General features: G+C 43.8%; 27 protein-coding genes and 2 tRNA genes. 21 read left to right on the plus strand and 8 right to left on the minus strand.

Features of this window, described 5'->3' with window-relative positions; translation table 11 throughout:
* Positions 1-2: 2 nt before the first annotated feature.
* The 14 genes from R7Q11_RS19470 (at position 3) to R7Q11_RS19535 (ending at position 9,710) form a co-directional block, all read left to right on the plus strand.
* Complete coding sequence (locus R7Q11_RS19470; protein ID WP_005377816.1) at positions 3-1,478, plus strand: Na+/H+ antiporter NhaC family protein; 1,476 nt, start codon at positions 3-5, stop codon at positions 1,476-1,478.
* Positions 1,479-1,727: 249 nt separating this feature from the next.
* On the plus strand, positions 1,728-2,411 hold the full coding sequence (locus tag R7Q11_RS19475) for a DUF4336 domain-containing protein (protein WP_225466650.1): 684 nt from the start codon (positions 1,728-1,730) through the stop codon (positions 2,409-2,411).
* A 417-nt stretch (positions 2,412-2,828) separates the two neighbouring features.
* On the plus strand, positions 2,829-3,296 hold the full coding sequence (locus tag R7Q11_RS19480; protein WP_005385757.1) for an Sbal_3080 family lipoprotein: 468 nt from the start codon (positions 2,829-2,831) through the stop codon (positions 3,294-3,296).
* A 64-nt stretch (positions 3,297-3,360) separates the two neighbouring features.
* The gene (locus R7Q11_RS19485; RefSeq protein WP_005377819.1) at positions 3,361-3,693 is read left to right on the plus strand and encodes a YnfA family protein; all 333 of its coding nucleotides are present in this window, start codon (positions 3,361-3,363) and stop codon (positions 3,691-3,693) included.
* A 141-nt stretch (positions 3,694-3,834) separates the two neighbouring features.
* A complete protein-coding gene (locus R7Q11_RS19490) occupies positions 3,835-4,239 on the plus strand; it encodes a DUF1801 domain-containing protein (RefSeq protein ID WP_017633973.1) in 405 nt (134 codons plus the stop codon).
* A gap of 153 nt (positions 4,240-4,392) precedes the next feature.
* Positions 4,393-4,773, plus strand: a complete 381-nt coding sequence (locus R7Q11_RS19495) for a hypothetical protein (protein WP_225466651.1) — start codon at positions 4,393-4,395, stop codon at positions 4,771-4,773.
* Positions 4,774-4,923: 150 nt separating this feature from the next.
* Complete coding sequence (locus R7Q11_RS19500; RefSeq protein ID WP_213961785.1) at positions 4,924-5,424, plus strand: GNAT family N-acetyltransferase; 501 nt, start codon at positions 4,924-4,926, stop codon at positions 5,422-5,424.
* Between the two features lie 98 nt (positions 5,425-5,522).
* On the plus strand, positions 5,523-5,774 hold the full coding sequence (locus R7Q11_RS19505; RefSeq protein ID WP_005377824.1) for a TIGR03643 family protein: 252 nt from the start codon (positions 5,523-5,525) through the stop codon (positions 5,772-5,774).
* Between the two features lie 404 nt (positions 5,775-6,178).
* Positions 6,179-6,568 carry a lysozyme inhibitor LprI family protein gene (locus R7Q11_RS19510; RefSeq protein WP_042522523.1) on the plus strand — a complete coding sequence of 130 codons (390 nt, stop codon included), beginning with the start codon at positions 6,179-6,181 and terminating at the stop codon, positions 6,566-6,568.
* A gap of 163 nt (positions 6,569-6,731) precedes the next feature.
* Positions 6,732-7,181: a nuclear transport factor 2 family protein gene (locus R7Q11_RS19515; RefSeq protein WP_005377826.1), complete on the plus strand. Its 450-nt coding sequence runs from the start codon at positions 6,732-6,734 to the stop codon at positions 7,179-7,181.
* 192 nt (positions 7,182-7,373) lie between these two features.
* Positions 7,374-7,946, plus strand: coding sequence for a hypothetical protein (locus R7Q11_RS19520; protein WP_225466652.1), 573 nt, complete (start codon positions 7,374-7,376; stop codon positions 7,944-7,946).
* A 205-nt stretch (positions 7,947-8,151) separates the two neighbouring features.
* Positions 8,152-8,550 carry a VOC family protein gene (locus R7Q11_RS19525; protein ID WP_017820909.1) on the plus strand — a complete coding sequence of 133 codons (399 nt, stop codon included), beginning with the start codon at positions 8,152-8,154 and terminating at the stop codon, positions 8,548-8,550.
* A 161-nt stretch (positions 8,551-8,711) separates the two neighbouring features.
* Positions 8,712-9,350, plus strand: coding sequence for a DJ-1/PfpI family protein (locus R7Q11_RS19530; protein ID WP_225466653.1), 639 nt, complete (start codon positions 8,712-8,714; stop codon positions 9,348-9,350).
* A gap of 129 nt (positions 9,351-9,479) precedes the next feature.
* Positions 9,480-9,710: a hypothetical protein gene (locus R7Q11_RS19535; RefSeq protein ID WP_017820907.1), complete on the plus strand. Its 231-nt coding sequence runs from the start codon at positions 9,480-9,482 to the stop codon at positions 9,708-9,710.
* Between the two features lie 257 nt (positions 9,711-9,967).
* Here the strand turns inward: R7Q11_RS19535 and R7Q11_RS19540 are convergent.
* From R7Q11_RS19540 to hppD, 8 genes are all read right to left on the minus strand, one after another.
* Positions 9,968-10,044, minus strand: a tRNA-Val gene (locus tag R7Q11_RS19540).
* A gap of 33 nt (positions 10,045-10,077) precedes the next feature.
* A tRNA-Val gene (locus tag R7Q11_RS19545) sits at positions 10,078-10,154 on the minus strand.
* Positions 10,155-10,333: 179 nt separating this feature from the next.
* Positions 10,334-10,672, minus strand: a complete 339-nt coding sequence (locus R7Q11_RS19550; RefSeq protein WP_005377830.1) for a hypothetical protein — start codon at positions 10,670-10,672, stop codon at positions 10,334-10,336.
* Positions 10,673-10,791: 119 nt separating this feature from the next.
* Positions 10,792-11,451: a DUF2726 domain-containing protein gene (locus R7Q11_RS19555; RefSeq protein WP_047100684.1), complete on the minus strand. Its 660-nt coding sequence runs from the start codon at positions 11,449-11,451 to the stop codon at positions 10,792-10,794.
* A 195-nt stretch (positions 11,452-11,646) separates the two neighbouring features.
* Positions 11,647-12,315: a maleylacetoacetate isomerase gene (maiA, locus tag R7Q11_RS19560; protein ID WP_054574090.1), complete on the minus strand. Its 669-nt coding sequence runs from the start codon at positions 12,313-12,315 to the stop codon at positions 11,647-11,649.
* 21 nt (positions 12,316-12,336) lie between these two features.
* Positions 12,337-13,374 carry a fumarylacetoacetate hydrolase family protein gene (locus tag R7Q11_RS19565; protein WP_025766743.1) on the minus strand — a complete coding sequence of 346 codons (1,038 nt, stop codon included), beginning with the start codon at positions 13,372-13,374 and terminating at the stop codon, positions 12,337-12,339.
* A gap of 9 nt (positions 13,375-13,383) precedes the next feature.
* Positions 13,384-14,514, minus strand: coding sequence for a homogentisate 1,2-dioxygenase (locus R7Q11_RS19570; RefSeq protein ID WP_042521907.1), 1,131 nt, complete (start codon positions 14,512-14,514; stop codon positions 13,384-13,386).
* Positions 14,507-15,580, minus strand: coding sequence for a 4-hydroxyphenylpyruvate dioxygenase (gene hppD / locus R7Q11_RS19575; RefSeq protein WP_130546050.1), 1,074 nt, complete (start codon positions 15,578-15,580; stop codon positions 14,507-14,509). Before hppD ends, R7Q11_RS19570 begins: the two co-directional genes overlap by 8 nt.
* A gap of 539 nt (positions 15,581-16,119) precedes the next feature.
* Here hppD and R7Q11_RS19580 point away from each other — a divergent pair.
* From R7Q11_RS19580 to R7Q11_RS19610, 7 genes are all read left to right on the plus strand, one after another.
* On the plus strand, positions 16,120-17,226 hold the full coding sequence (locus R7Q11_RS19580; protein WP_213969537.1) for a M20/M25/M40 family metallo-hydrolase: 1,107 nt from the start codon (positions 16,120-16,122) through the stop codon (positions 17,224-17,226).
* Positions 17,227-17,490: 264 nt separating this feature from the next.
* The gene (locus R7Q11_RS19585; RefSeq protein ID WP_132936608.1) at positions 17,491-19,101 is read left to right on the plus strand and encodes a peptide ABC transporter substrate-binding protein; all 1,611 of its coding nucleotides are present in this window, start codon (positions 17,491-17,493) and stop codon (positions 19,099-19,101) included.
* A gap of 144 nt (positions 19,102-19,245) precedes the next feature.
* Positions 19,246-20,166 (plus strand): oligopeptide ABC transporter permease OppB, encoded by a 921-nt coding sequence (gene oppB, locus R7Q11_RS19590; RefSeq protein WP_005377838.1) that lies wholly within the window; start codon positions 19,246-19,248, stop codon positions 20,164-20,166.
* A gap of 9 nt (positions 20,167-20,175) precedes the next feature.
* Entirely contained in the window at positions 20,176-21,108 is a 933-nt protein-coding gene (locus tag R7Q11_RS19595) for an ABC transporter permease subunit (RefSeq protein WP_005377839.1), read from the plus strand.
* A gap of 10 nt (positions 21,109-21,118) precedes the next feature.
* Positions 21,119-22,102, plus strand: a complete 984-nt coding sequence (locus R7Q11_RS19600) for an ABC transporter ATP-binding protein (RefSeq protein WP_225466654.1) — start codon at positions 21,119-21,121, stop codon at positions 22,100-22,102.
* 9 nt (positions 22,103-22,111) lie between these two features.
* Positions 22,112-23,104: an ABC transporter ATP-binding protein gene (locus tag R7Q11_RS19605; RefSeq protein ID WP_017633963.1), complete on the plus strand. Its 993-nt coding sequence runs from the start codon at positions 22,112-22,114 to the stop codon at positions 23,102-23,104.
* Complete coding sequence (locus R7Q11_RS19610; RefSeq protein ID WP_053350405.1) at positions 23,104-24,900, plus strand: aminopeptidase P family protein; 1,797 nt, start codon at positions 23,104-23,106, stop codon at positions 24,898-24,900. The genes R7Q11_RS19605 and R7Q11_RS19610 overlap by 1 nt, the downstream gene beginning before the upstream one ends.
* Positions 24,901-24,951 lie beyond the last annotated feature (51 nt).

A 24,951-nucleotide genomic window follows, 5' to 3' on the forward strand; every position in this document is an offset into this window, starting at 1 on the left:
TTATGACTACGCAGACCAAGGCGCTGGATGCGCCTCTTAAAATCAACTCTCAACACATTATTGTTTCTTTAATCTCGGTTGCGACGTTTGTCTTTTTTACCACAATCGGTTTGAACCATGAGGAAGGCGAAGCCTACGGATGGATGAGTCTTTTACCAACGGCGTTGGTATTGGTCTTTGCGCTGACAACACACCGAACTGTGGAAGCCCTCTTTAGCGGCGCTATTGCCGGTGTTCTTCTGCTTAACCCAACTGAAGCGGTGGAACAGATTGTTGATATTTCCATGAGTGTAATGATGGATGAAACTATTGCTTGGATCATCCTCGTTTGTGGTTTGATGGGCGGCCTAATTGCTATTTTGGAGAAAGGCGGCAGTATCTTAAGCTTCTCCGACATGCTGGTCACGAAAGTAAAAAGCCGTAAGCAATCGATGCTGATGACCTTTGCGTTAGGCATTCTGATCTTTATCGACGATTATTTGAATGCGATTGCAATTTCTTCCTCAATGAAAAAAGTTACGGACGGCTACCAAATCTCGCGTGAAAAGCTCTCATATCTTGTGGATTCAACCGCCGCGCCTATCTGTATCCTCGTACCGATTTCCACTTGGGCAATTTTCTTCAGTTCGTTGCTAGAAGCAAACGGAGTAGCAGAAGCGGGAGATGGTATCAAAGCATACATTGAAGCTATTCCATACATGGCTTACGGCTGGGTAACGCTGGTGATTGTTTTGCTGGTTGCAATGGAAAAGATCCCAGATCTAGGTGCGATGAAAAAGGCAGAAAAGCGTGCGAAGAATGGTCAAGTTCGTCCAGACGGTGCAACAGATGTCGACTTTGGTCCCGATGTATCTGCACATACCAACCCAACCATGGGCCTTGTCAACTTCTTGTTACCAATGATCGTACTTGTTGCTGCAAGTTGGTATTTTGGTATCGATCTACTTGCTGGTGTTTTCGTCGCGTTAATCTTTACTATTAGCTTTTACGGCGCACAAAAACTGATCTCGATGAACGACATGTTCGAAGCTGTTTATGATGGCATTAAGGTTATGCTACTGCCGCTTGCGACCGTTATTGGTGGTTTCATGTTGAAATCGGTCAACGACTCATTGGGCGTCACGCAGTATGTCATTGAGACCGTCAGCCCTTACCTGTCAGCGTCTTACTTCCCGGCGATTATCTTTATGATTACGGGCGCGTTGGTATTTGCAACGGCATCGTCTTGGGGAACGTTTGCAGTAGCGATGCCAATTGTTCTACCTTTGGGCGAACAGCTTGGTGTGCCTCTACACTTAACCGTTGCAGCGCTGCTTTCAGCATCAGCGGCAGGGAGCCACTCTTGTTTCTTTAGTGACTCAACCGTGTTATCTGCACAAGGTTCGGGCTGTACAGCAATGCAACACGCAACCACACAGTTTCCTTATGCGTTGATTGGTATTGTTGCAACCGCGATTTTCTTCTTCATCATCGGTTAGCCCCTTTATCTAATTGCAAAACCCTGCTCAAAAATAGCGGGGTTTTGTTCTATCAAGTCAAATGATCCTCTTAAAACTACTTTACGTTCGTTCAGTATAAAAATACTCAAAGATGTACAGCTGCACTCAATAAGGGTTTGGTAAACCTAATATTTTTGGTTTACGCTTAGCGAAGCGTTTATTGTGCAACAAGGCAGCTTTTGAGTAACTTAAATGCCGCCTTAATACAGTGTTAACGGTTGGAGAGACATGAAAAAGTTAGCCCAAGAGATATGGATATTTGACGGAGATCCCGTCCAATTCTTAGGACTCCCATACACCACTCGTATGACTATTGTTAGGCTTTCTGATGGTGGCCTTTGGGTTCATAGTCCAATTAAGTTATCAAATTCGATTAGAGAGCAAATCAACAATCTAGGCCAAGTGAAATACTTAATCGCTCCTAATCATTTACACCACTTGTTCTTATCTGAATGGGTATTTGCCTATCCTAGCGCAGAAGTTTATGGCACAGATGAAGTCATCAAGAAGTGCCGTGATATACACTTTCACGCTTCACTTAACCAAGGCGGTAATGCTTGGAACTCTGAGGTTGAACAAGAACTATTTTCTGGCTCTCCATTAATGGAAGAGTGTGTGTTTTATCATCGACTTTCAAAGACCTTAATTGTTACTGACCTCGTCGAGAATTTTTCTGGCCAGGACTTTAACTACTGGCAGCGGTTTGTGGCTAAAGGGGCCGGTATTCTTGCTCCGAATGGAAAAATGCCTTTGGATTGGCGCCTAAGTTTTATGTTTAGCAAACAAGAGGCTCGAAAACACTTAAATAAATTGCTGTCTTGGAAACCTAATATATTGGTTATGGCTCACGGCGAAATCGTCCTTGATAATGCAGACGAGTTCTTACAGCGCTCTTTTAAGTGGCTAGTATGAGACAACATTGAAAACTCACACAACAGAATAGACAAGAAGCTATTTTAAAACATTAGGCCCTTTTAGCTTAGTCTTAGGGACGAATTTACAGCACTACACGTTATGTTTAACGATAAGCTCCCCTATTCCTCTTAATTGAGCATTATGCAGCAATTTAAAATTCCGTTAGAATTGCACTTCAAAAAACTTCAATGCGAAGAATTCTGGACATTGATACGGACATAAGTTCAAGAGTTAACATAACGCAATAGCAATCTCTTACTAATTATTTGCTTCGAGACATTGGCATACTCCCGAAACAAACCCTTCTACTCTAAAGGTTTTGTTAATAACAGTTGCCATGCTTGTTAGTTATTCTCGTTGAACTCAGTATCTTGAAGTTGTTTGAATATATAAATTTAAATAAAGAGACATAAGATGCACAAAAAACTCATCATTCTAAGCTTGCCTATTCTATTAGCTGCATGTGCGGCACCAAAGTATACTGTAGAAACAATCTCGAAAGAAAATCAGAGCAAGGAAATCACCATCGTAAAAGACAACGCCACGCGAGATGTTTTCTTAGATTCGATGCAAGACTGGTGTTTGGATACCGCCCATAAATGCACAGTCGTAAGCGATGGCACGCCTCCTGTTAGCTCTGAGCTGACACTTACTTACGTATCACGCTGGAGCTGGGATTTTAGAACATTTATCGCTGATGCTCAGATTAAAGCCTACAAAAATAACGAAAAAGTAGGACAAGTTGAATTTAAAGCACCAAACAGCGCGAATCCAGATAAATGGGGTAAAGACAACAAACGAATCATTTCGATGATGGATTTGTTATTCGGTAAACAAACCGTGAGTGAGGCTCAATCCAAGATTAAGCTGGGCGAAATGTAATGAGCCGAGCAATTGCCCATTTAACAAGCATCATATATTTGTAGAGAAAGATAGGAATGTTTAAGTGACTGAAGTCAAAACCATTGGGCTTTTCTTTATAACCGCCATTGCAGAAATATTAGGCTGCTACTTACCTTATCTCTGGTTAAAGGAAGATAAGTCAGTTTGGCTTTTGGTACCAGCAGCGCTATGCCTTGCTATGTTTGCTTGGCTTCTATCTTTACATCCTACCGCAACTGGCAGAGTTTATGCCGCTTACGGTGGTGTCTATATTTTTGTCGCAATTCTATGGTTGTGGTGTATCGACGGCGTTCGACCAACGCTCTGGGACATAGTGGGGGTTTCTGTCGCTATGCTTGGCATGTCAATCATCATGTTTTCACCCAGAGCATCCTAAACGTAACCGAGGGAAACCCTTACGCTTAGTATTTTGGCTATGTGCTAGATTTATTGATTAATAACATTATGACGTAATTGCTACATAGCCAAAGTATGCTTGGGCTTCACCCCAAAACAGCGCTATTTATAGGAGATACCAATGAACCATGCAGTGAAGGCAAGATTTGATGAGTATCCAAAACATGTGCGTATTCGGATAGAAGAGCTACGAAATATCGTCTTAACTATCGCTTCTGAATTAAAACTGGGGGAAGTTGAAGAATCTCTAAAATGGGGAGAGCCAAGCTACAGTGTGAAAACAGGTAGCCCGGTAAGGATGGATTGGAAACAGAAAACGCCTAGTCGTTATTATCTGTTCTTTAATTGCCAAACTAAGCTCGTCGACACATTCCGCGAACTGTATAGTGACTCACTTGAGTTTCAGGGTAATCGAGCAATAATTCTATCTTTATCAGCGCCTTTGCCAGAAGCTTCAATCAAGACCTGTTTAGAATTAGCATTAACCTATCAAAAGCGAAAGAACTTACCTCTTTTAGGTATGTAAAATCGCTTAATAAAACTATTTACGGCCGATTAACCATATTCAACTACTCTACCTTTGTATCCTTTTTAATGCTTCCGCAGTAAAGTTTTAGATTAAGTGGTCACGTTAATAGCGCCGTAACCAAACTAGTAATATCGAAATAAAGAAGAGTTTATGAAATCAAAAATCTTGTTCTTACTTATGCTTGGAGCTCATTTCAATGCTTTTTCAGCGACGAACTATCAAGTCAATGTGGTAGTAACAGAGCCTCAATCAACATTCATTTTTCCGACTTTTGAAATGTCCTCTAAAGGAAAAAGCAAAACCAGTTTTGTCGACGGCTGCACGTACTTAGGAACCCTTTCAGAACCGAGCAAAAATAGCATACAGCTTGAAGCTACCATGTCATGCAACCGAGATGGCGCTACGTCAAGGATGGAATTGCCGGTATTTGTACTCAACTCCGAGGGTCAAAGCGCGAGTTATGATCTTGTAGAAAACGGGATCGTGATGTGGAAATATTCTGTAGAAGTTAAGCCGTCACTTAAAAAGTGATATATCAGAAATACTAAAGTAACAATCAGCACTATTAACCGCCGCTTAAGTGTAATAGGTATATTCTTTACGACTTAATGACGTTACTTGTTGCCGCAATTCTCCAACTCATGTACAAAACAGCCCTAATTTTAATAGGAGCTAAGTGGCATGAATTTAATTGTACGTCAGGTAACTTTAGGTGATGCTGAAGGCATTACAAACGTCCTCAATCCCATCATTATTGAAGGTTTATACACTGTATTAGATACGCCTTTCACACCTGAAGAAGAAAAAGAGTTCATTACTCATTTCCCAGAACGGGGCGTGTTTACAGTCGCTTTATCCGAAAATAGCTCACAAGTCATTGGTTTCCAAAATATCGAGCCCTTTGCACAATATACAAAAGCTTTTGACCATGTTGGCATAATTGGTACGTTTGTTAGTGACGGTGTTCGTGGCCAAGGTGTGTCTAAACAGCTTTTCAAATCGACATTCGAAGCAGCCAAACAAAAGGGTTACGAAAAACTATTTGCGTACGTTCGCAGCGATAATGAGCGAGCGTTATCAGCCTATCTCAAACAAGGCTTCGAAATCGTAGGGACCGCGAAGAAGCATGCAAAAGTTCGTGGGAAATACGTAGACGAAGTCCTCATTGAGAAGTTTTTGTAGGTGTTAAGTCGCTAAACACTAAGCACGCATATAAGAACATTTGAACCAAGACTCAATTTCCGTCGTAACAATGTCTTTTCTAAAATAGGTTATTTGAAATGAAACTGACCTCGGAAACTGAGTCAAGAATAATAGAAATGGCATGGGAAGACCGCACCCCATTTGAGGCTATCGAATTTCAATTTGGTTTGAATGAATCCGACGTGATTCAGTTTATGCGTAGCCGGCTCAAATCAAGTAGCTTTAAATTGTGGCGTAAAAGGGTTTCGGGGCGCAATACAAAACACAACAAGCTACGAAACTCAGACATCATTAGAGGTTATTGCCCAACTCAATATAAGCCGCGATAGCGAACTGCACTTGGCATAAATTTTTATTACGAATCGCAACATTTATCGCCCTACCTTTGAACCAACTTCATGATTGGAGGGGAATAGTCACCACTTAATTCAACCTAGGTGTTTCAGGGCGATAATAAATTCAATGGGAGTCATATTAACATCCTCAGACGCCATCAAACTAATGATTCCACAGAAAAGATTGATACAAAACGCCCACTAAAAGTAACTCAGATTAAGGCGTCATTTAACCCGTGTATCAATCTCTTTTACCTTCTATTTAGGCACTAGAATCACTAACCTTCTATTTTATCTTTGAAGGCACAGACAAAAAGCTGCATGATTAAAAAGGAAAAATAGCTGATAACGGTTTAACAAGCACTCGGAGCTTGGAGGCAATTTTGAACAAATTACTTATGATATTTGCGTTGGTTTCTTTACCTTGCTTGGCTTCTGCTGATGTTGAAGATCCCTGCAAAGTAAAAGGCGGTGGCGTTATGGCTGGTTATCAGTGTGTAGAAAAGAAGATGGAGTCTGCAGATAAAGAGCTTAACGAAAGTTACAAGGAAGCAATCGCTAGAATAGGTGAGGAAGAAAAAGCACTAAGGAAAACATGGTCTCAGACCGAACTGGTAGAGCCATTTCGAAAGGCCCAAAGAGCTTGGCTAAAATACAGAGACGCCGAATGTGAATTTACGGGCCTGTCTTCCACACCCTCACCCTGGCAAGGTGTCCAGATTGAAGAGTGTAAGTTAAGAATGACGTTAGAACGCGTCGAGTACTTCAATGGAGTATACGTAGGCTAAACGGATTACATCTAACAAAGCACTTCAATAAGATTCGCAACTCTTGGCAATTTCAGTTTAAATGTACTCAGTGTTTAAGATGCAAACGTTCAGGTCGAGTGGTCGCTCCGCTTACTACTTAACCCTGCGTTGTGCGTAAAGCTAATATGGGTGTGAAATAATTATGGAAAAAGACGATTTAGTTGGGCTAGTAGTTAAGTATTTCGAGAAAATAGATGCCGGTGATCCTAGCTATCTGGATCTATTCTCAGAGGATGTTGATTTTTTCTTTCCTAAATTTGGGCAAGCGAAAGGAAAGAGTGCCTTAGTGGAGTTTGGCAATAGGATTGGTAGCTCGTTGATTAGTATCTGGCACGACATAGACGGCTTTCAAATAACGACTGCTGGAAACAAGGTCATTGTTGAAGGACAGGAAGGCGGCGTAATGAGTGATGGTACCTCTTGGCCGGACAACAAAGTTTCCACAGGGCGTTTTTGTAGTGTATTTGAGTTTGAAGGAAAAATGATAAGTCGTATGTTTGTGTACGTAGACCCTGACTTCCCGAGTCGAGATTTTGAGAGAATTTCCGTGCTGTCAGGCGAGAGCAACGTGCGACAAACTGTTCAAGCCTGAATACTACCGTTACCGCATAGCATCTTTGTTATGCGGTAGTATTCGTAGTTAAGGTGTGTTGAGGGCTTTGATATCGCTTTACTCACACCTTATCAGTGCGTTAGCCACATTCCCTTACTGATAGAAATGCTACTTTCTTCAATCGTCCTGTATTATGATAATGAAAAAGATTGCATTAATTTTAAGATTAAAATGAACCAAAAATTTTTTCTAAAACTACTCCCTGTCCCTTTTCTTCTAGCCGGTTGCCAGTCTACGCAAAGCCAGCTACAGCCTATACCTGAAAACGTATTATCAAACCTATCGACTCAATGGGCAGTGGTAGAGGCCTGTTTTCATTCCGATGCTTATAGCTTAGAGCAATCGGTAAACTATCGAGAGGCCATTAACTATTCTTTTTCTACTTGGCTAGTCGATCAGTCCGATATCGATCAGTCGGTAAATGAAGCTCGTGTAGCGTTATCAGAATATCAGTCTCAGAATGATGGTTTAGGAACAACATGTAAGGATTGGCACCTACCCCTAGAATCTGGATTGCGAGAAGTTAACAATCATAAGAATCAAGTGGCGATAGACCAACAGCGAGCACATGAAATACATAAAGCAAACGCTTCTAAACCTGTGACGTATTCAACACCAGCATCTACTTCGACTAGTAATGTTGTTCACTGTTACAAATTGGAAGACGTTAGCTTGAATAAGAACATTCAAACCTTTAATGGAATGATATGCCCTATAGGCTGGCTTAAATATTATGGCTATTAATGTATTTGATTAATACAGGACTTAAGAATGAACTCTAAGTTTAATTTTTAGTTCAAGATTGGGTTTCTTGTTTACAATGTAATGTTTCCAGTTGGATTACCGTATTCGAATAGATTGACGAAGTTAATCAATATATGTGTATTGATGCTTACTTTTTATCGAGTTATCTTTGTTTGATAGCCATTAAAACGAGTAAGGAAACAAAGTGACTGTGTTAACAAAAGGCATACACCACGTAGGTTTAACCGTATCTAACCTAGAAGCAAGCGCGAAGTTTTTCACTGAACAATTAGGTTGGAGTGAAGTAAAAAGAAACCCAGACTACCCGGCAATATTTGTGAGTGATGGGCATATCATGCTTACACTATGGGCGGCTAAGGCTGATGCCGCCACTCCATTTGACAGAAAAACGAATATTGGTTTGCATCACTTAGCTTTACTCGTAGAGACTGAGAAGCAACTCGATGAGTTGCGTGATCAATTTATGGCGTCGGGAATCGAAATTGAGTTTGGTCCCGAGCTTGTTAAGACAGGACCCGCAAAACATTTAATGTGTTACGACCCAAGTGGTATTAGGGTTGAGTTTTTCTGGGCGGGCTCGTAAAACAAACATAACAAAGTTTTATAATAGGGATTTGGCACACATGGCATTGTTAGTTTGCACCGCGTTTGGTGTTTAAGGTGCTTAGCAGAAGCTTGTGTATCGAATACCCCCTCCTACTACACATTTTGCGACTTACGAGTAAGTCCAAAAGGATAAATGTTATGTATAAAATCGGCGTTGTTTTATTTGATGATTTCACGGATATCGATTTCTTTCTTATGTATGACTTGCTGGGGCGCACAACCGACAGTTGGACAGTAAGTATACTTGGAACTAAATCTGAACATCATTCCCACCTCGGTATGAAAGTTAAAACAGACGGACACCTTTCTGAGGTGACGAATCAAGATGTCGTTCTTATTACAAGCGGCAAACGGGGTATTCCAGCCGCTTTAAAAGATGCTGAATTTATGTCAGCGTTGAATCTTGATCCAAATAGGCAGCTAATAGGTTCGATTTGTGCGGGATCATTCATCCTCCATGAACTAGGTTTACTAAAAGGCAAGCGATTAACAACAAACCCAGATGCAAAGGATGTTCTACAAAGTATGGGAGGAGATGTTCAGGATCTGCCTCTCGTGATAGACGGTAATGTAGCGACGGCCGGTGGCTGCCTTTCACTGATGTATCTAATTGGTTGGTTAACAGAGCGGCTATTTGACTCAAACAAACGAAAAGCTATACAAAATCAATTGATACCTGCTGGGCAATTAGAGCTGTTTGAAGAGCTTATTGCCACAACTATTCAATCAGCAGAGTTAGCAAGCTCGGATAACAAGGCGTTAAATAATCATTCATAACATGTGGTGTTTTACATTACGTTAGTTTTAGTGTTTAGGGTAAGTCACACATCAGTCTTGAGCGACTTACCCTTGAACATAACGCCACTTGGGGAAATTAACTTACAGGGAGTAAATCAATTGGTAAAAATGTACGGTTCTGAAGAGACAAGAGCGTTTTGCTGTAATTGTAAAGAAGTAACGCTACATCGGTACGAAAGCTTCTCTAAAGCGCAGGAAAAGACCGAGAAAAAAGCTAAAGGTTTCTTCTCAGGTCTATTTGCAGCAATAATTAGCTCATTAATGGAAGGCGAAGCGACTGGTGACTACAAATGTACAATATGCGGCACCAATCTTCACACGCCAGATAATTTAGATTAATAGTCAGTGTCTCTAATGCCACGGCTAGTGGCACGCAACATGATTTATAGACGGCTCTAGTGGGTTTGAAGTGTATGCACCTTATGCATTGCATTTAGGGTTTTGAGGTTGTGTTGCGGATCAGGTAGTGCGCTTTTATCTTTAACAAGGGGCTAACGCAGAGCAAAAACAAGGGACAAGAAAAGAAGTAGTTTTACTTAGTATCAATGAATTACAGACACAAAAAAGCCCACCAAAAGGTGGGCTTTTTTAAAATTTGGTGGGTCCGGGCGAACTCGAATCGCCGACCCCTACCATGTCAAGGTAGTACTCTAACCAACTGAGCTACGGACCCAAATTTTTATGTTCCTAACCATTCAATTCAGAATGGTGCGTCCGAGTGGACTCGAACCACCGACCCCCGCCATGTCAAGGCGATACTCTAACCAGCTGAGCTACGGACGCATTTCTCTGGAACGACGAGGATATTAGCTATAAGCGAACGACGGTGCAAGCACAAATTTACCAACTTTGAACCGTTTGGCGAAAATGTAAGCTCAACACGCGTTTTCAGATGATTTTATCGACAAGGACTGAGCCTGCAGGGTTTAAAAGTGTGATCTATATAACTTTTATTATCTCACTTAATTGTCGTAAGGCACTTCACTGAGCATCCAAATCTGTAAGGTTTGCGATACCTTAGGGCAAGTGCCGAACAAAATCTGATATTTAGGTTTAAATGGTTCGCCGATATAGGTTGTACGAATCAACTCTCCTGTTTTGACGTCTACTTGAGTGCTCACCCTGCCTTTGAAGTTTTGAAATATGACAAACTGCTCACTGTGGTAAACCATTTGCTCTCGGTAAAACAAGAAATGATCTTGGGGTGTCTCTGTCAATTCACACTCCAGTGGTTTCAAATTAGGTATCGCACTAACATTAGATGCGATGAACAATGCTGACAAAATCCATCCGTATCGCATATGGCTGCCCTATTCTGCACTCTTTTTCAAAGTATAGGTCTTGCCTTGAGGACAGATACAAAAAAGGCTTTGATCATCTCTAATCAAAGCCCCTTATTTCTGCAGGTTAATTGTCGTGTTTAGTCATCCGCCTCAAACACAACGTTATAATTTTCGGTGTATGTACAATTCGGCTGACGGCTACAAGTAAAGAAACGTCTCCCTTTGAACTCACCTTGGCTTGCGGTTTTAATGATCATCGGACTGCCGCATTTTTTACAAAAACGCACTTCTTTATCGGGCTCAATCAAATCAATGTGTGCCGCAAGCAAACGACGTAATCGCCCAACTTGATAACTGTGCTTTACCGAGGCGCCGATTAAAGGCAGGTTGGCCGTCTTACAAACATGAATCAATAACTTTTGTCTTTCTATCTTACCCTTGTTTAGCTCCTGCCCATTATCCAATTCAACGATAACGCGCGGCTCTAGTGTCCTTGGGTCACAAATAACGTAATCAAAATAGCTTCGAGATATACGATTGTTCGCGACAAAAAACTGCTTCTTATTTTTGATTTCTTTTGGCGTAACCAAACTGGACATGTTTACTTTCGCGAATACTACGGCATGCTCCCCGACCGCAGCTCTTAACGCATTATAGAACGCACCCTCTTGACCTCTGAGCAGAGGGCCTTTCGAGCGATAAGGATAATCACGCGTGTCATCGTGCTTAATCACGTACTTTTGAATAACAAAGAAGAATAAAACCAGAAGAACAACAATGATAAAAATGTTGGTCATAAATAAAGTGCATCCAAAACAACTCGTTGCTCAAAGCGTAAATGGAAATGTTATGCAGAGCAACAAAACCTCGCAATTTTGAGGCGCCACGACGATAGCGAGAAACAGAAAATTTTGCTCACCAATAAATACAAGCCAATCACACACTTGGATTGGCTCGTTTAAATTTTGTTAATACATTATGTATGCTAAGAATCAACTATTAGCGTCTGGCTGATTCTCTGGCATCGCATCAATAAAAGCGGGCAGTTGATTGCATGACTGCACAACAGCGTTAATGGTTGGATAAAGAGAGGTATCTACACCAAAGCGTTGTGCGTTATAAAATTGTGGTACCAGACAAATATCGACAATAGATGGCGAGCTTGTCAGGCTAAACTTGCAATCACCATTTAGTTTACGATGCTTCTGAAGTTTCTCTTCTAATGCTGTAAAACCTTTGTGGATCCAGTGATGAATCCAAGCGACTTTGCGCTCTGGCTCGCAAGCTAACTCCCCCTCTAAATACTGTAGAACTCTTAAGTTATTCAGGGGATGAATCTCCATTGCAATATCCTGAGCCAAAGCTAGCGCTTGGTATCGAAGCGGCGTTTGCTCGGGGATCACAGTGACATCCGGGTAGTGTTCTTCTAAGTATTGAATGATCGCCAGTGACTGGGTTAACTGAACCTCCCCATCCACCAGCAAAGGAACCAGTTCAGAAGCGTTTAACTCATGGTACTCGTTACTGTGTTGTTCGCCACCATTGCGCACCAAGTGTACCGATTTTGAATCATACGGTAACTCTTTAAGATTCAAGCAAATACGCACACGATATGCCGCCGATGATCGCCAGTATCCGTATAAAATCATGCTATCGCTCATATCGTCTCCCAACCAGCACTGTTAGTGCTTGAGATATTGGCTAACTTGTTGGTCAATCGAACCGAATATGTTGTTGCCATCCGCATCGAACATTTCCAATCTAATAGAATCTCCAAACGACATGAAGTTAGTCGACGGCTTACCATCACGAATGGTTTCAATCATGCGAACTTCCGCGATACATGAATAACCAACACCACCCTCCTCAATCGAAGTGCCATGTTCGGTGCCTTGCTTATTAGATACCGTGCCAGAACCTATAATTGCCCCAGCAGATAGCGGGCGCGTTTTAGTCGCATGAACAATTAAGTCTGCAAAATCAAACGTCATATCGATACCCGCATTTGGGCGACCAAACGGCTTGTGGTTGTAGGTCGAGACCAGTGGTAAATGCACTTTGTTTTCGTACCACGCATCGCCTAGTTCGTCAGGTGTTACTGCCACAGGAGAAAACGCAGAAGAAGGTTTAGATTGGAAAAAACCAAACCCTTTAGCTAACTCTGCCGGAATTAGACCACGCAGTGAGACATCATTCACCAGCATGATCAAACGAATCGACTCCTGAGCCTCTGCAACACTCGCGCCCATTGGTACGTCACCAGTTACCACAGCAACTTCACCTTCGAAATCAATACCCCATTCATCACTCGCAAACTCGATGTTGTCACAAGGTCCAATAAAGGCATCAGAGCCTCCTTGGTACATCAACGGGTCCGTCCAAAAACTCTCTGGCATTTCAGCGCCGCGAGCTTTTCGAACCAACTCAACGTGGTTTACGTAAGCACTGCCATCAGCCCACTGATAAGCGCGAGGAAGCGGCGACTCGCAGTAGTGCGCTTCAAACTCTTCATACCCTGCAACCGTGCCATTGTTCAGTGCAACGTATAGCTCTTCCAGTTGCGGTGCTAGCGTATCCCAGTTATCAAGTGCCACCTGCATCGTCGGTGCTAAGTTCATGGGGTGGAAAATTTCTGTCGCTGGTACGCAGCGCGTTAAGTCTTTGCTCACGACCATCAACAAACCGTCACGAGTGCCATTTTTCTTGGTTGCTAATTTCATCCTTGCCTCTTACTTCTCTTGCCAGCTATAGACGTATTCTTTGTTTTCTACTTTTTCCAGCTCATCCGAAAACTGAAGTGCGTGACGCGTATCAATCATGACCGCGACTTCGTCGGCAAAAGTCTTCTTATGCTCTCGCCCTGCCTTGAAAGCTTTCGGGTGAGGACCATGCGTAAATCCTGCTGGATGGAATGTCACCATGCCTGCTTCAATGTTGTCACGGCTGAAAAAATCACCTGCATGGTAGAACAAGACTTCGTCATAATCGTCATTGTTGTGGTAGAACGGTACTTTGAGCGCTCCAGGATCACTTTCAATTGGACGAGGAACGAAGGTACACACCACAAATCCTGCTCCTACAAATGTAGTATGTGCAGAAGGCGGTAAATGGTAACGATGTGACATAAGTGGACGAATATCACGCCAGTTCACTTTTACTACCGCCAAATCACCATGCCACCCAATCGCATCCAGCGGGTTGAATGGGTAAGTGATAACACTGACTTTATCGTGGCGTTTCACCTGAACCTGTGTTTGATTCTCAGAATATTGAGCACGGAACTGATCGTTGATCGACGGCGTTTCTAAAACCGCCGGATCAAACACCGCGTGGTTTCCAACCATGCCTTTTTCGGGCAATGTATAAGCCGCATCGGTGTTTTCAATCATCAGAATGAACATCGGCTCGCTTGGTTCTAAACGCCAGCTCGTTGAGCGCGGGATCATGACATAATCCCCTTCGCTCACTTTCAAATGACCATAATCACAGTAGAGATCTGCCGTACCTTGGTGGATGAATAGCAGTTCGTCGCCATCTGCATTTCTCACCAAGAAGTCCATTTTTTCATCCATACGCCAAACACGAACTTTACAATTCGCGTTGTGTAATAGATGCGGGACTGCCCAAGGGGTAATATGGCTGGCTTTTTCGACTAGATTAAAATCAAACGCTCGTGGACGTAGCTCGCCCTCCCACTCAGACCACCCCGTTGGGGCATGTTGATGATGAAAATGTGTTGCGGGGCCGAAGAAGCCACTTCGACCTGCCTCACGTTCATAAATTGCCTCTTCCGGGAAGTCAGCATGTGCTTGTTTAGAGCACACTCCCTCCCGATGAGGGAATGTGATCCATTTATGCATCGCTCAATACTCCTCGGCGAATTTGGTCTTCTTCTATCGATTCAAACAACGCTTTGAAGTTACCCTCGCCAAAGCCTTCATTGCCTTTACGTTGGATGATTTCGAAGAACACAGGGCCGATAACGGTTTGAGTAAAGATTTGTAGCAAGATGCCATCTTTCGTTGGCGCACCATCAATAAGAATCTGCAAATCACGAAGCTTGCTTACATCTTCGCCGTGGCCTTCAACACGCTGATCGACTTTCTCGTAATAAGTATCTGGCGTTGGCATAAAGTCCATGCCTCGCTCACGCAAGGTTTTGACCGTTTCGTAGATGTCGTCAGTGGTCAATGCGATGTGTTGAATACCTTCGCCATTGTATTCACGGATAAACTCTTCAATCTGTGATTTATCATCTGACGACTCATTGATAGGAATTCGGATTTTGCCGCAAGGTGCGGTCATCGCACGGCTGACAAGACCAGTCAGCTTACCTTCGATATCGAAATAACGAATTTCGCGGAAGTTACCAATGCGCTCATAGAAACCAGACCAGACATCCATGTTGCCTTGCTTAACGTTGTGCGTTAAGTGGTCGATTTCGTAAAGACCAACATTCGCTTTTGATAAACGCTCATCAGCATCATTATAAAAACGAAAATCGACATCATAGATGCTCTGCTTTCCATAACGGTCGACAAAATAAAGCAAGCTTTCACCGATGCCATAAATAGCAGGAATGCTTAGCTCCATCGGCCCAATTTCCGTTTTATATTCTTTACCGCCATTCTCTAACGCATGCGCCAGAGCAACGGTGGCGTCTTTCACACGAAATGCCATGCCACAAACCGACGGACCGTGAACTTTGGCGAATCCCTCAGCTTGGCTATGCGGCTGCGCATTCACAATAAAGCTAATGTCACCTTGTCGATATAACCACGCTTCTTTTGAGCGATGCTTTGCAATCTCCGCAAAACCTAACGATATAAACAGATCTTTAAGCTGTTGAATGCCTTTGTTGTCAGCAGCGGTATATTCAACAAACTCAAATCCGTCTGTTCCTAATGGGTTATATGCATCAACCATGACTTTCTCCTTGTCTCAGTAGCTTTTGTTTGGACTTATTTTTCTAACTTGGCGCAGGTCTTGAGAAATTGGAATACGTGGGGAGAAATCTTTATCTTGGCGATTTTTACGCATAATTGTAAAATATATGTTACACACAGAGAGCGCATCGAACCCACTTTCGTAAACATCAAACAAATTGCTTATTTTCAATATATTAGATTGATATTTTCGGCTTTACGCCAACATGAAAAATGTAAACAAATTGTTACTTTGGCATTTTATCTTGGCAACGTAGCTTAAAAAGTAAAAGAGGGATAGAAAGCCTATTGCCCCCTATTTCTATCTGCTTCATTCATTTGGTCCTACAAAACATCGAAAGTAATGTTTCGTGACGCTTCATACAGTTCGAAAGGCTCATCGGTCAGAATCGTGTCATGGATACCCCTTTATTGATTCACCTCAGTTTTATTCAAAAGTAACTATGCCATAAGTGGTGCTCTGTTCCCTATCGAGCCGAGCCACAAGGCTTCACGCTCGATCAGAAAAAGAGACATCTAATGACACACATTAATCAAGAACGCTTAGTTGAACATTTTTGCCAACTGGTACGTATCGATAGCGAATCAACAAACGAAAAACAAATTGCAGAAACACTGGCAGAGCAGCTAGGCGACCTAGGCTTCACCGTGCACAAGCTTCCAGTGCCTAAGCACATTTCTAACGGCTTTAACCTATACGCCCGTTTAGACGGCAAAAAAGACGGCTCTATCCTAATGAGCTGTCATATGGATACGGTCACTCCAGGCATTGGCATTGAGCCAATCATCGAAGACGGTGTTATCCGTTCAAAAGGCAATACGATTCTTGGTGGCGATGATAAATCTGGTATTGCTGCTATCATGGAAGCCGTTCGTTGTATTCAAGCGGAAAACCGTGAGCACAAAACGTTAGAACTTGCTTTCACCGTGTATGAAGAAGGCGGCTTATTCGGTTCACAATACTTCGATATGTCACATGTCAATTCAACGGAAGCAATCGTGTTAGACACAGGTGGCCCTATTGGCACCATTGTGACCGCAGCCCCAGGCCAGCAAAAAATCATGGCAAAAATCAAAGGTCGACCAGCACACGCAGGGCTTGCGCCAGAAGAAGGCATCAGTGCGATCATGGTGGCGGCAGATGCCATCAACCAAATGAAGCTGCTTCGCATCGACGAAGAAACGACAGCCAACATCGGTATGGTTAACGGCGGTCAGGCCACAAACATTGTTATGCCTGAATTAAAAATCGTGGCAGAAGCACGCTCCCTGAATGGCGATAAACTAGATGCTCAGGTCAATCATATGATCTCAACATTAGAGTCTGTCTGTAAAAAACACGGTGCAGAAGTCGAAATTGAATCTAGCCGAGCCTATGACGCTTTTGTTATTGAAGAAAACCACCCACACGTAAACGCTATAAAAGCAGCATTTTCAGAGTTGGGAATTGACGCCTTCACAAAAGGCACTGGCGGCGGTAGCGATGCCAACAACTTTAACAAGAAAGGTCTCACAACTGTCAACCTTTCAACTGGCATGGCAAAAGTACACACGACAGAAGAGTTTATCGCGGTAAGTGATATGGTCAAAATCACTGAGTTCGTGAAACATTTCCTAGTCAGTTAACGTCGTGCCTTTTGAAGAGCAGACTGACTATCTTCCCCTTCTAGCCTGTGCTTGAAGGGGATTTTAATTTGTATCGAAGCAAAATTACTTCCCGTCATGCCAACTTGATATCAGATCTTCAAAGAAATTCCCCTAGCTCACTTTTTGAGACCAGACAGCTCAACACCTGACCCCCTGTTACAGTAATGTTAAAACTCGATTGTGTAGACAATTTATACAATATACATTTTTGACATCTTTCAGGATGAAAAGAGTGAGACAAGGATGAAATTACCTAAGTTGCTTTTATTAGCGTCGATGATGAGTCCAATACTGGCAACATCAAGCTATGCCGCACCGCATCCCGCAGGTGTGACCCTCGATGAGATACAAGAAATTACGCTAAACAATGGAGCTGAAGTTACTTCTATTGACCCAGCCAAGCAAGCCGCAGAGCCCGCTTTTAATCTCGGTCGAGACCTGTTTGAAGGTCTGGTCATTCAAGATAAGCAAGGTAAAACCATTCCTGGTGTTGCTGAGTCTTGGTCAGTCAATGACAACAATACGGTTTATACCTTCCACTTACGTGATGCAAAATGGTCAAATGGCGAAACGGTCACTGCACAAGATTTTGTCTACAGCTGGCAACGCTTACTGAATCCAAGCACTGCTTCACCATACGCTTGGTTTGCGGCCATTCCAAATATCGAAAACTCGCAAGCGATTATGAAGGGCGACGCCGCACCCGAGTCTTTGGGCGTGAAGGCGCTGGATGAAAAAACGTTCCAGGTAACACTAGAAGAGCCTATTCCCTTCTTTACGAAACTATTAAGTCATCCAGTGCTTGCCCCCGTTCATAAAGCGACCATTGAAAAACATGGCAACCGTTGGACCCAGCCAGAACATATAGTTACAAATGGTGCGTTTACTGTCTCTGAATGGAAAGTTAACGAAAAACTGGTGATGGTTAAAAATCCACATTATTGGGACGCAAGCAATGTAGTGCTGGAAAAAGTCACCTGGCTACCAATTGGTGATGCAAACGTAGTGCTAAACCGCTACCTAGCTGGTGAGATAGACCAAGCGGTTTCCATTCCTGCCGCTCAGAAGAAAAAGTTAATTCAACAACGCCCACAAGAAGTGGCAAGCACCAGTGCGTCTCTTGGCTCCACATTCTATTACCTCAACACTCAACAAGGGCCAACAAAAGACGTGCGGGTTCGTAAAGCCCTCTCATATGCCATTGACCGTCAACTGTTAACGAGTGCTATTTTGAGAAACGGTGGGGTTCCAATGTATACCCTTGTGCCACCTCAAACAGATGGTTTTAAATCTCACACTCCTGAGTTCGCAACTTGGAACCGCCATAAACGTATCGAAAAAGCGCAGCAATTACTGTCAGAAGCTGGATACGATAAAAGCAATCCGCTTAAGTTAACGTTTACCGTACCAACTTTCTCGATGGACGTAAAAATGGCAACCACCATGGCAGGCATGTGGAAAAGCCGATTGGGTGCGCAAGTCACGATAAAACAGCTAGAACCGAAAGTGTTCTACGCACTTAAAGAGCCGACCGACATTACTCGCGGCGGCTGGACAGCCGACTACAATGAAGCCTCTACGTGGTTAGATATCTTTGTTTCTAATGGCGAGTACAACGATTCTCGTTATAACAACCCGCAATACGACGAGTTAATGGCTCGCTCAAAGACCATGAGCAACCCATCAGAACTGTATCTACAAGCAGAAAGCATGCTGATTGAAGACATGGCCATTATTCCTATTTATCGTCCGGGTAACGATCAATACCTCATCAAGCCTTACGTGGGCGGCTACGAACTGACAAACCCTGAGTCGTCGTACTACCGCAAGAATGTCTATGTAAAAGCCCACTAAAAGCATGTTTTCGGTCTGAGTCGGCAAGTTCAATGTTTACTTGCCGTTCCTCATATCTCTCGGTGGAGAAGGCAACCTGAGCTCAGACCATTTTTTATTCATAACCGTTCGAAGTGATTTCGGATGACCAAAGGATGATGGATCATGATTTGGTACATTGTTAAGCGATTAGCTATCGCTATCCCCACGCTTCTATTCATCGCACTCGTATCATTTTGGCTGATGCACATTGCACCAGGGGGGCCATTTGATATGGAACGGCCTATGCCAGAGGTGGTACGTGCGAATATCGAAGCAAAATTCCATTTGGACCAGCCCTTCCTTACTCAGTTTTGGATTTACATTGGTAATTTCATACAAGGAGATCTCGGTCCGAGCTTCGTTTATCAAGACTTCAGTGTTACACAGCTCGTCGCACAATCATGGCCAGTTTCAGCAGTATTAGGCGTACTCTCCTTTTGCATTTCCGTTCCACTTGGCATGTTGCTTGGCACCATTGCGGCATTGAACCGAAATAGCCGCCTAGATTACGGCCTGATGACACTTTCGATGACTGGAGTTGTGGTTCCGGCTTTCGTGCTTGCTCCAGTTTTAGTCATGATCTTCGCCATTCAGCTCGGCTGGTTCCCTGCTGGTGGTTGGGAAGGAGGAAAGCTGGCTTTTCTTGTTCTTCCCGTGCTCAGCCTGGCGATTGGCTCCATTGCGAGTATTGCACGCGTCATGCGTGGCGCAATGATTGAAACACTCAACCAACCATACATTCGAACGGCAAAGGCCAAAGGTTTGTCCACAACCTACATTTTATTCCATCATGCTTTGCGACCATCCCTTATTCCCGTCGTTGCGATGCTCGGCCCTGCGTTTGTGTCTGTTGTGACAGGCTCGGTGATTATCGACATTTTCTTTGGTACAGGTGGCATGGGACAACACTTTGTGTCTGGTGCTCTCAACCGCGACTACGGCCTAGTAATGGGCATTACTCTGATTGTCGCTTCACTCACTATCTTCTTTAACCTTGTGGTCGACTTGCTATATACGATTATCGACCCTCGTATACGCGTTTAGGAGTACGGCATGTTAACGATCAAAAAACTGGATACACAAGCTCTTCAAGATCAAGTCGTCGACAATATTGAAGCCGTCGAAGGTCGCAGTCTTTGGCAGGATGCATGGACTCGATTTCGTAAAAACAGAGCCGCGATGACATCAGTGTATGTTTTGGCGTTCATTACCTTATGCATCACCTTCGGCCCCTCTCTTGCCGCTTTTGGCCATGATGAAATTGACTGGGAAGTGCTCATCGATCCATACGAGCTAGGAAAACCTTCACTGAGCAGTGGTCATTACTTTGGTACCGATGATCTCGGGCAAGATGTTTTCGCTCGCACGATGCAAGGTGGCAGGCTCTCTATTTTGGTAGGTTTTGTTGGCGCCTTAGTCGCCGTTGTTATTGGTACGATTTGGGGAAGTATTTCCGGCTATCTTGGCGGCGTTGTCGATAGCGTAATGATGCGCATTATTGAGGTGCTCGATTCGGTGCCATTTATGTTTATGGTTATCCTGTTTGTTACCCTTTTTGGCAACAACATCTACCTGATTTTTATCGTGATCGGAATGGTATCTTGGCTGGGCATTGCCCGTGTTGTACGTGGTGTCACCTTCGGTCTAAAAAAGCGAGAGTTCATCGAAGCCGCACACTCTATTGGGGTTTCTAAATTGACAATTGTCCGACGCCATGTTCTGCCTAATGTGCTTGGGATCGTGATGGTTTATTCCTCCTTAATGGTACCAGGATTCATTATGTTCGAATCGTTTTTGAGCTTCTTAGGGCTTGGTGTTCAACCACCCGACACGAGCTGGGGAATCCTAATTTCCGAAGGCGCAAAAACGATTGACGTTGCATTGTGGATGCTGCTTTTTCCCTCTCTGTTTTTGGTTGCCACCCTCTTTTGTTTTAACTTCATCGGCGATGGCTTGCGTGATGCTCTTGACCCGAAAGACCGATAAGGACAAACCCATGCTATCTATTGAAAACATGAACGTTCGCTTCGATACGCCAGATGGGCAAGTGCAAGCGGTCAGTAATCTCTCCTACTCGATTAAAGCGGGCGAAACTCTTGGGATTGTTGGGGAATCAGGTTCGGGAAAAAGCCAGTCTGTTTTCGCATTAATGGGGTTAACCGCGGATAACGGCGCCGTGTCTGGAAGCGCAATGTTCCACGGTGATGATTTACTCGCGATGTCGAAAAAGCAGCTCAACCGCATCCGTGCAGAGAGAATCGGAATGATCTTTCAAGATCCGATGACGTCACTTAATCCATTCATGAAAATTGGCAAGCAGCTTTGTGAAGTTCTCATGATTCATAAAGGAATGAGCCGAAAACAAGCAAAAATTGAATCGATTCACATGTTGGATGCGGTGCGTATTCCCTCTCCCGAAACTCGGATGAATCAATACCCTCACGAATTATCTGGCGGAATGCGTCAGCGAATCATGATAGCGATGGCGTTGTTGTGTAAGCCCGAGTTGTTAATTGCAGACGAACCAACCACCGCATTAGATGTAACCGTTCAGGCTCAAATTTTGACGCTATTACGAGACTTACAACAAGAGTTCAATACGGCCATTTTACTGATCACTCACGATATGGGCGTCGTCGCCGAGATGTGTGATCGCGTATTGGTCATGTATGGTGGTCAAAAAATGGAGCAATCCGATACGGAGACATTGTTCGCTCAACCTGCGCACCCCTACACTCAAGGCTTGCTAAAGGCAATTCCTTCTATCACTGAAGATATGCCACGTTTACCAACCATCCCAGGTAACCCACCAAGTGCGTTGATTAACCATCAAGGGTGTCCGTTTAGAGAGCGGTGCGAGCATCGAGAGACGCGTTGCCAATACGAAACCCCACGGTTTTCTCCATTAAACACGAGCCAGTCCATTGCCTGTCACGTTAACGCACCCAGTGTTATCACTCCTATTCAAATAAAAGCTTAAGGAGGCGTTATGAATAAAAAAGAAGTCCTCATGTCTGCTCGTGATTTAAACGTCCACTTTCCTGTTTCACGTCATCTTATTCCAAGTCGACGTAAAATCGTGAAAGCGGTCAATGGTATCGACTTAGATGTTTACCGAGGTGAGACACTTGGCATTGTGGGGGAATCAGGCTGCGGAAAATCAACACTTGCTCGCGCCTTACTTCGCTTAATTGAACCTACACATGGCGAGTTGACTTGGAAAGGTCAAGACATGCTCGGGTTTAGTAAAAAAGAGCTTTCCTCTCGACGCAGAGAATTTCAGATGGTGTTTCAAGACCCATCCGCTTGTTTGAATCCGAGGTTAACCATCTCAGAATGCATCGCCGAACCACTGCTCACCCACGAGCCAAAGCTTAAACGGGCAGAGGTAGAAAAGCGTGTCATCGCTATGATGGATAAAGTGGGTCTCTTGGCGAGCCAGCGAAACCGCTATCCACATGAATTTTCCGGAGGTCAATGCCAGCGTGTGGGCATTGCCAGAGCATTAATTCTCAATCCAGATTTGGTCGTGTGTGATGAACCCGTTAGTGCACTAGATGTCTCCATACAAGCTCAGGTCATCAATCTTCTAGATGATCTTAAACAAGAAATGGGGTTAACACTGGTGATGATTGCGCATGACTTAAGCGTGGTGCGCCATATCAGCGACCGCGTTATGGTGATGTATCTTGGTAAACCTATGGAAGTAGGACGTTACGATCAAGTATTTGATGATGCTCAACACCCCTACACCAAAGCACTGTTATCTGCTGTCCCGATAGCTAATCCGCAATTAGCACGTGACCGTGAAATACAACTATTGCCCGGCGATCTTCCTTCTCCACTTAACCCACCGAGCGGTTGCGTTTTTCGTACTCGATGCCCAGAAGCAACAGAAGTATGCGGGCAACAGAACCCAATAAAAACAGGCTCGGAGCAGCATCATATCTATTGCTCAAATATGACTTTAGGAACCATTTAATGAACAATACTAACTCAGTAAACCAACGCCTTACGTTATTGCGTGAGGCAATGTCCTTTCACAACGTGTCTGCATATATCGTGACCAACAATGACCCACATAACAGTGAATACTCAGCGGATCATTGGTTAGCGCGAAGCTGGATTTCAGGTTTTACCGGCTCAGCAGGCGATGTCGTCATTACCCAACAAGGTGGTGGCCTGTGGACTGATGGTCGTTACTATATTCAAGCTGAAGAACAGTTACACGGCACAGGACTTGAACTGTTTAAAGCCAAACAACCAGAAACGCCGACAGTTGCCAAATGGCTGGCTACCACGCTACCAGAAAACAGTATTATCGCGGTTGACGGGCGCGCCATCAGTTACGCTTTTTATCAAGGCCTCAAACAAACCTTTGAAGCGAAAAACATTAAGATCATTCTCGACCTGGATTTACTCACACCGATTTGGCTTGAAAGACCACCTCGCCCAAGTGCACCCGTATTCGAGCACCCCACCGCTTTTGCTGGCGTTGACACTGAAAATAAGTTAGCGAGAATCCGTTCTTGGTTAACCGAGAACCAAGTAGATAGCTTATTAGTGTCAACGCTAGATGATGTCATGTGGACAATGAATATTCGAGGTGGTGATACGAATTACTGCCCAGTTTCTGAAGCCTATCTAGTCGTAGAGCAATCACTTGCGACACTGTTTATTGATAAAGCCAAACTGCCTCAAGACGTTGAAAGAGCGCTGACCGATCAGAGTGTACACATTCGCCATTACAACTACGTAAGTCAGTATTTGAATCAGCAATGTGAGGGATTATCGCTCGCTTTTAACCCGACCCACACAGACAGCTTATTGGTGAGTTCGATTGAAGGGAATGTGAATCTAAAGCCAATGGCTTGCCCTGTAACGGCAATGAAGGCCATAAAAAATGCGACCGAGCTAACTAGCCTAGAACAGGCATTAACAGATGATGGTGTGGCAATCGTAAGGTTTATGAACTGGCTCGAAGAGCAAGTTCCAAGCGGACTCGTTACAGAATTGTCTGCTGAGGCACAACTGAATCACTATCGCCGTCAAACCCGACATTATGTGAGTGACAGTTTCCGCACTATCGCAGGCTTCGCAGCTCACGGGGCAAAAATGCATTATGCCGCCGATGAAGAAAGCAATGCGGCAGTCAATGAAAGCAACTTCTTTCTCGTCGATTCTGGTGGCCAATACCTTGGCGGGACAACAGACATCACCCGTACTTTCCACTTCGGGTCACCGACCATTAAGCAGCGCAAAGATTATACCTTGGTGCTCAAAGCGGTCATCCGACTGACTCAGACTCGATTCATGAAAGGCTCTACGGGTGCCAATCTTGATATCATGGCGCGTGGCGTCTTATGGCAACATGGTATTGATTACAAGTGCGGCACTGGACACGGCGTGGGCGTTTGCTTGAATGTTCACGAAGGCCCACAAAATTTCTCGCAAAGCCACCACGAGGTTGAACTAAAACCGGGTATGGTCATTACTAATGAGCCAGGCGTTTATCGCGAAGGTGAGTACGGGGTAAGAATAGAGAACATTCTTAAAGTTGTAGAAGTAGAACAAAATGAGTTCGGCACGTTTTACGGTTTTGAGACCATCACTCTTGCTCCAATTGCGACCAACGCCCTTGATTTATCAATGCTAGATCAAGCAGAGCTAGACTGGCTCAATCATTACCATTCACGAGTCTATCAAGCACTTAGCCCTTTTCTTGATACGCAAGATAAAAACTGGCTTCAACGCACAACCCAACTTATTGAGAAATAGGATATCAGCAAGCTTTATAACGTTTTCATTTTCATCTCAAACTCCTTGTTT

This window comes from Vibrio sp. 970, assembly GCF_033339075.1.

Bases quoted from the DNA above. Each gene is read 5' to 3' on its own strand.
- R7Q11_RS19470 (WP_005377816.1), top strand. From the start codon at position 3: ATGACTACGCAGACCAAGGCGCTGGATGCGCCTCTTAAAATCAACTCT.
- R7Q11_RS19475 (WP_225466650.1), top strand. From the start codon at position 1,728: ATGAAAAAGTTAGCCCAAGAGATATGGATATTTGACGGAGATCCCGTC.
- R7Q11_RS19480 (WP_005385757.1), top strand. From the start codon at position 2,829: ATGCACAAAAAACTCATCATTCTAAGCTTGCCTATTCTATTAGCTGCA.
- R7Q11_RS19490 (WP_017633973.1), top strand. From the start codon at position 3,835: ATGAACCATGCAGTGAAGGCAAGATTTGATGAGTATCCAAAACATGTG.
- R7Q11_RS19495 (WP_225466651.1), top strand. From the start codon at position 4,393: ATGAAATCAAAAATCTTGTTCTTACTTATGCTTGGAGCTCATTTCAAT.
- R7Q11_RS19500 (WP_213961785.1), top strand. From the start codon at position 4,924: ATGAATTTAATTGTACGTCAGGTAACTTTAGGTGATGCTGAAGGCATT.
- R7Q11_RS19505 (WP_005377824.1), top strand. From the start codon at position 5,523: ATGAAACTGACCTCGGAAACTGAGTCAAGAATAATAGAAATGGCATGG.
- R7Q11_RS19510 (WP_042522523.1), top strand. From the start codon at position 6,179: ATGATATTTGCGTTGGTTTCTTTACCTTGCTTGGCTTCTGCTGATGTT.
- R7Q11_RS19515 (WP_005377826.1), top strand. From the start codon at position 6,732: ATGGAAAAAGACGATTTAGTTGGGCTAGTAGTTAAGTATTTCGAGAAA.
- R7Q11_RS19520 (WP_225466652.1), top strand. From the start codon at position 7,374: ATGAACCAAAAATTTTTTCTAAAACTACTCCCTGTCCCTTTTCTTCTA.
- R7Q11_RS19530 (WP_225466653.1), top strand. From the start codon at position 8,712: ATGTATAAAATCGGCGTTGTTTTATTTGATGATTTCACGGATATCGAT.
- R7Q11_RS19535 (WP_017820907.1), top strand. From the start codon at position 9,480: ATGTACGGTTCTGAAGAGACAAGAGCGTTTTGCTGTAATTGTAAAGAA.
- R7Q11_RS19550 (WP_005377830.1), bottom strand. From the start codon at position 10,672: ATGCGATACGGATGGATTTTGTCAGCATTGTTCATCGCATCTAATGTT.
- R7Q11_RS19555 (WP_047100684.1), bottom strand. From the start codon at position 11,451: ATGACCAACATTTTTATCATTGTTGTTCTTCTGGTTTTATTCTTCTTT.
- maiA (WP_054574090.1), bottom strand. From the start codon at position 12,315: ATGAGCGATAGCATGATTTTATACGGATACTGGCGATCATCGGCGGCA.
- R7Q11_RS19565 (WP_025766743.1), bottom strand. From the start codon at position 13,374: ATGAAATTAGCAACCAAGAAAAATGGCACTCGTGACGGTTTGTTGATG.
- R7Q11_RS19570 (WP_042521907.1), bottom strand. From the start codon at position 14,514: ATGCATAAATGGATCACATTCCCTCATCGGGAGGGAGTGTGCTCTAAA.
- hppD (WP_130546050.1), bottom strand. From the start codon at position 15,580: ATGGTTGATGCATATAACCCATTAGGAACAGACGGATTTGAGTTTGTT.
- R7Q11_RS19580 (WP_213969537.1), top strand. From the start codon at position 16,120: ATGACACACATTAATCAAGAACGCTTAGTTGAACATTTTTGCCAACTG.
- R7Q11_RS19585 (WP_132936608.1), top strand. From the start codon at position 17,491: ATGAAATTACCTAAGTTGCTTTTATTAGCGTCGATGATGAGTCCAATA.
- oppB (WP_005377838.1), top strand. From the start codon at position 19,246: ATGATTTGGTACATTGTTAAGCGATTAGCTATCGCTATCCCCACGCTT.
- R7Q11_RS19595 (WP_005377839.1), top strand. From the start codon at position 20,176: ATGTTAACGATCAAAAAACTGGATACACAAGCTCTTCAAGATCAAGTC.
- R7Q11_RS19600 (WP_225466654.1), top strand. From the start codon at position 21,119: ATGCTATCTATTGAAAACATGAACGTTCGCTTCGATACGCCAGATGGG.
- R7Q11_RS19605 (WP_017633963.1), top strand. From the start codon at position 22,112: ATGAATAAAAAAGAAGTCCTCATGTCTGCTCGTGATTTAAACGTCCAC.
- R7Q11_RS19610 (WP_053350405.1), top strand. From the start codon at position 23,104: ATGAACAATACTAACTCAGTAAACCAACGCCTTACGTTATTGCGTGAG.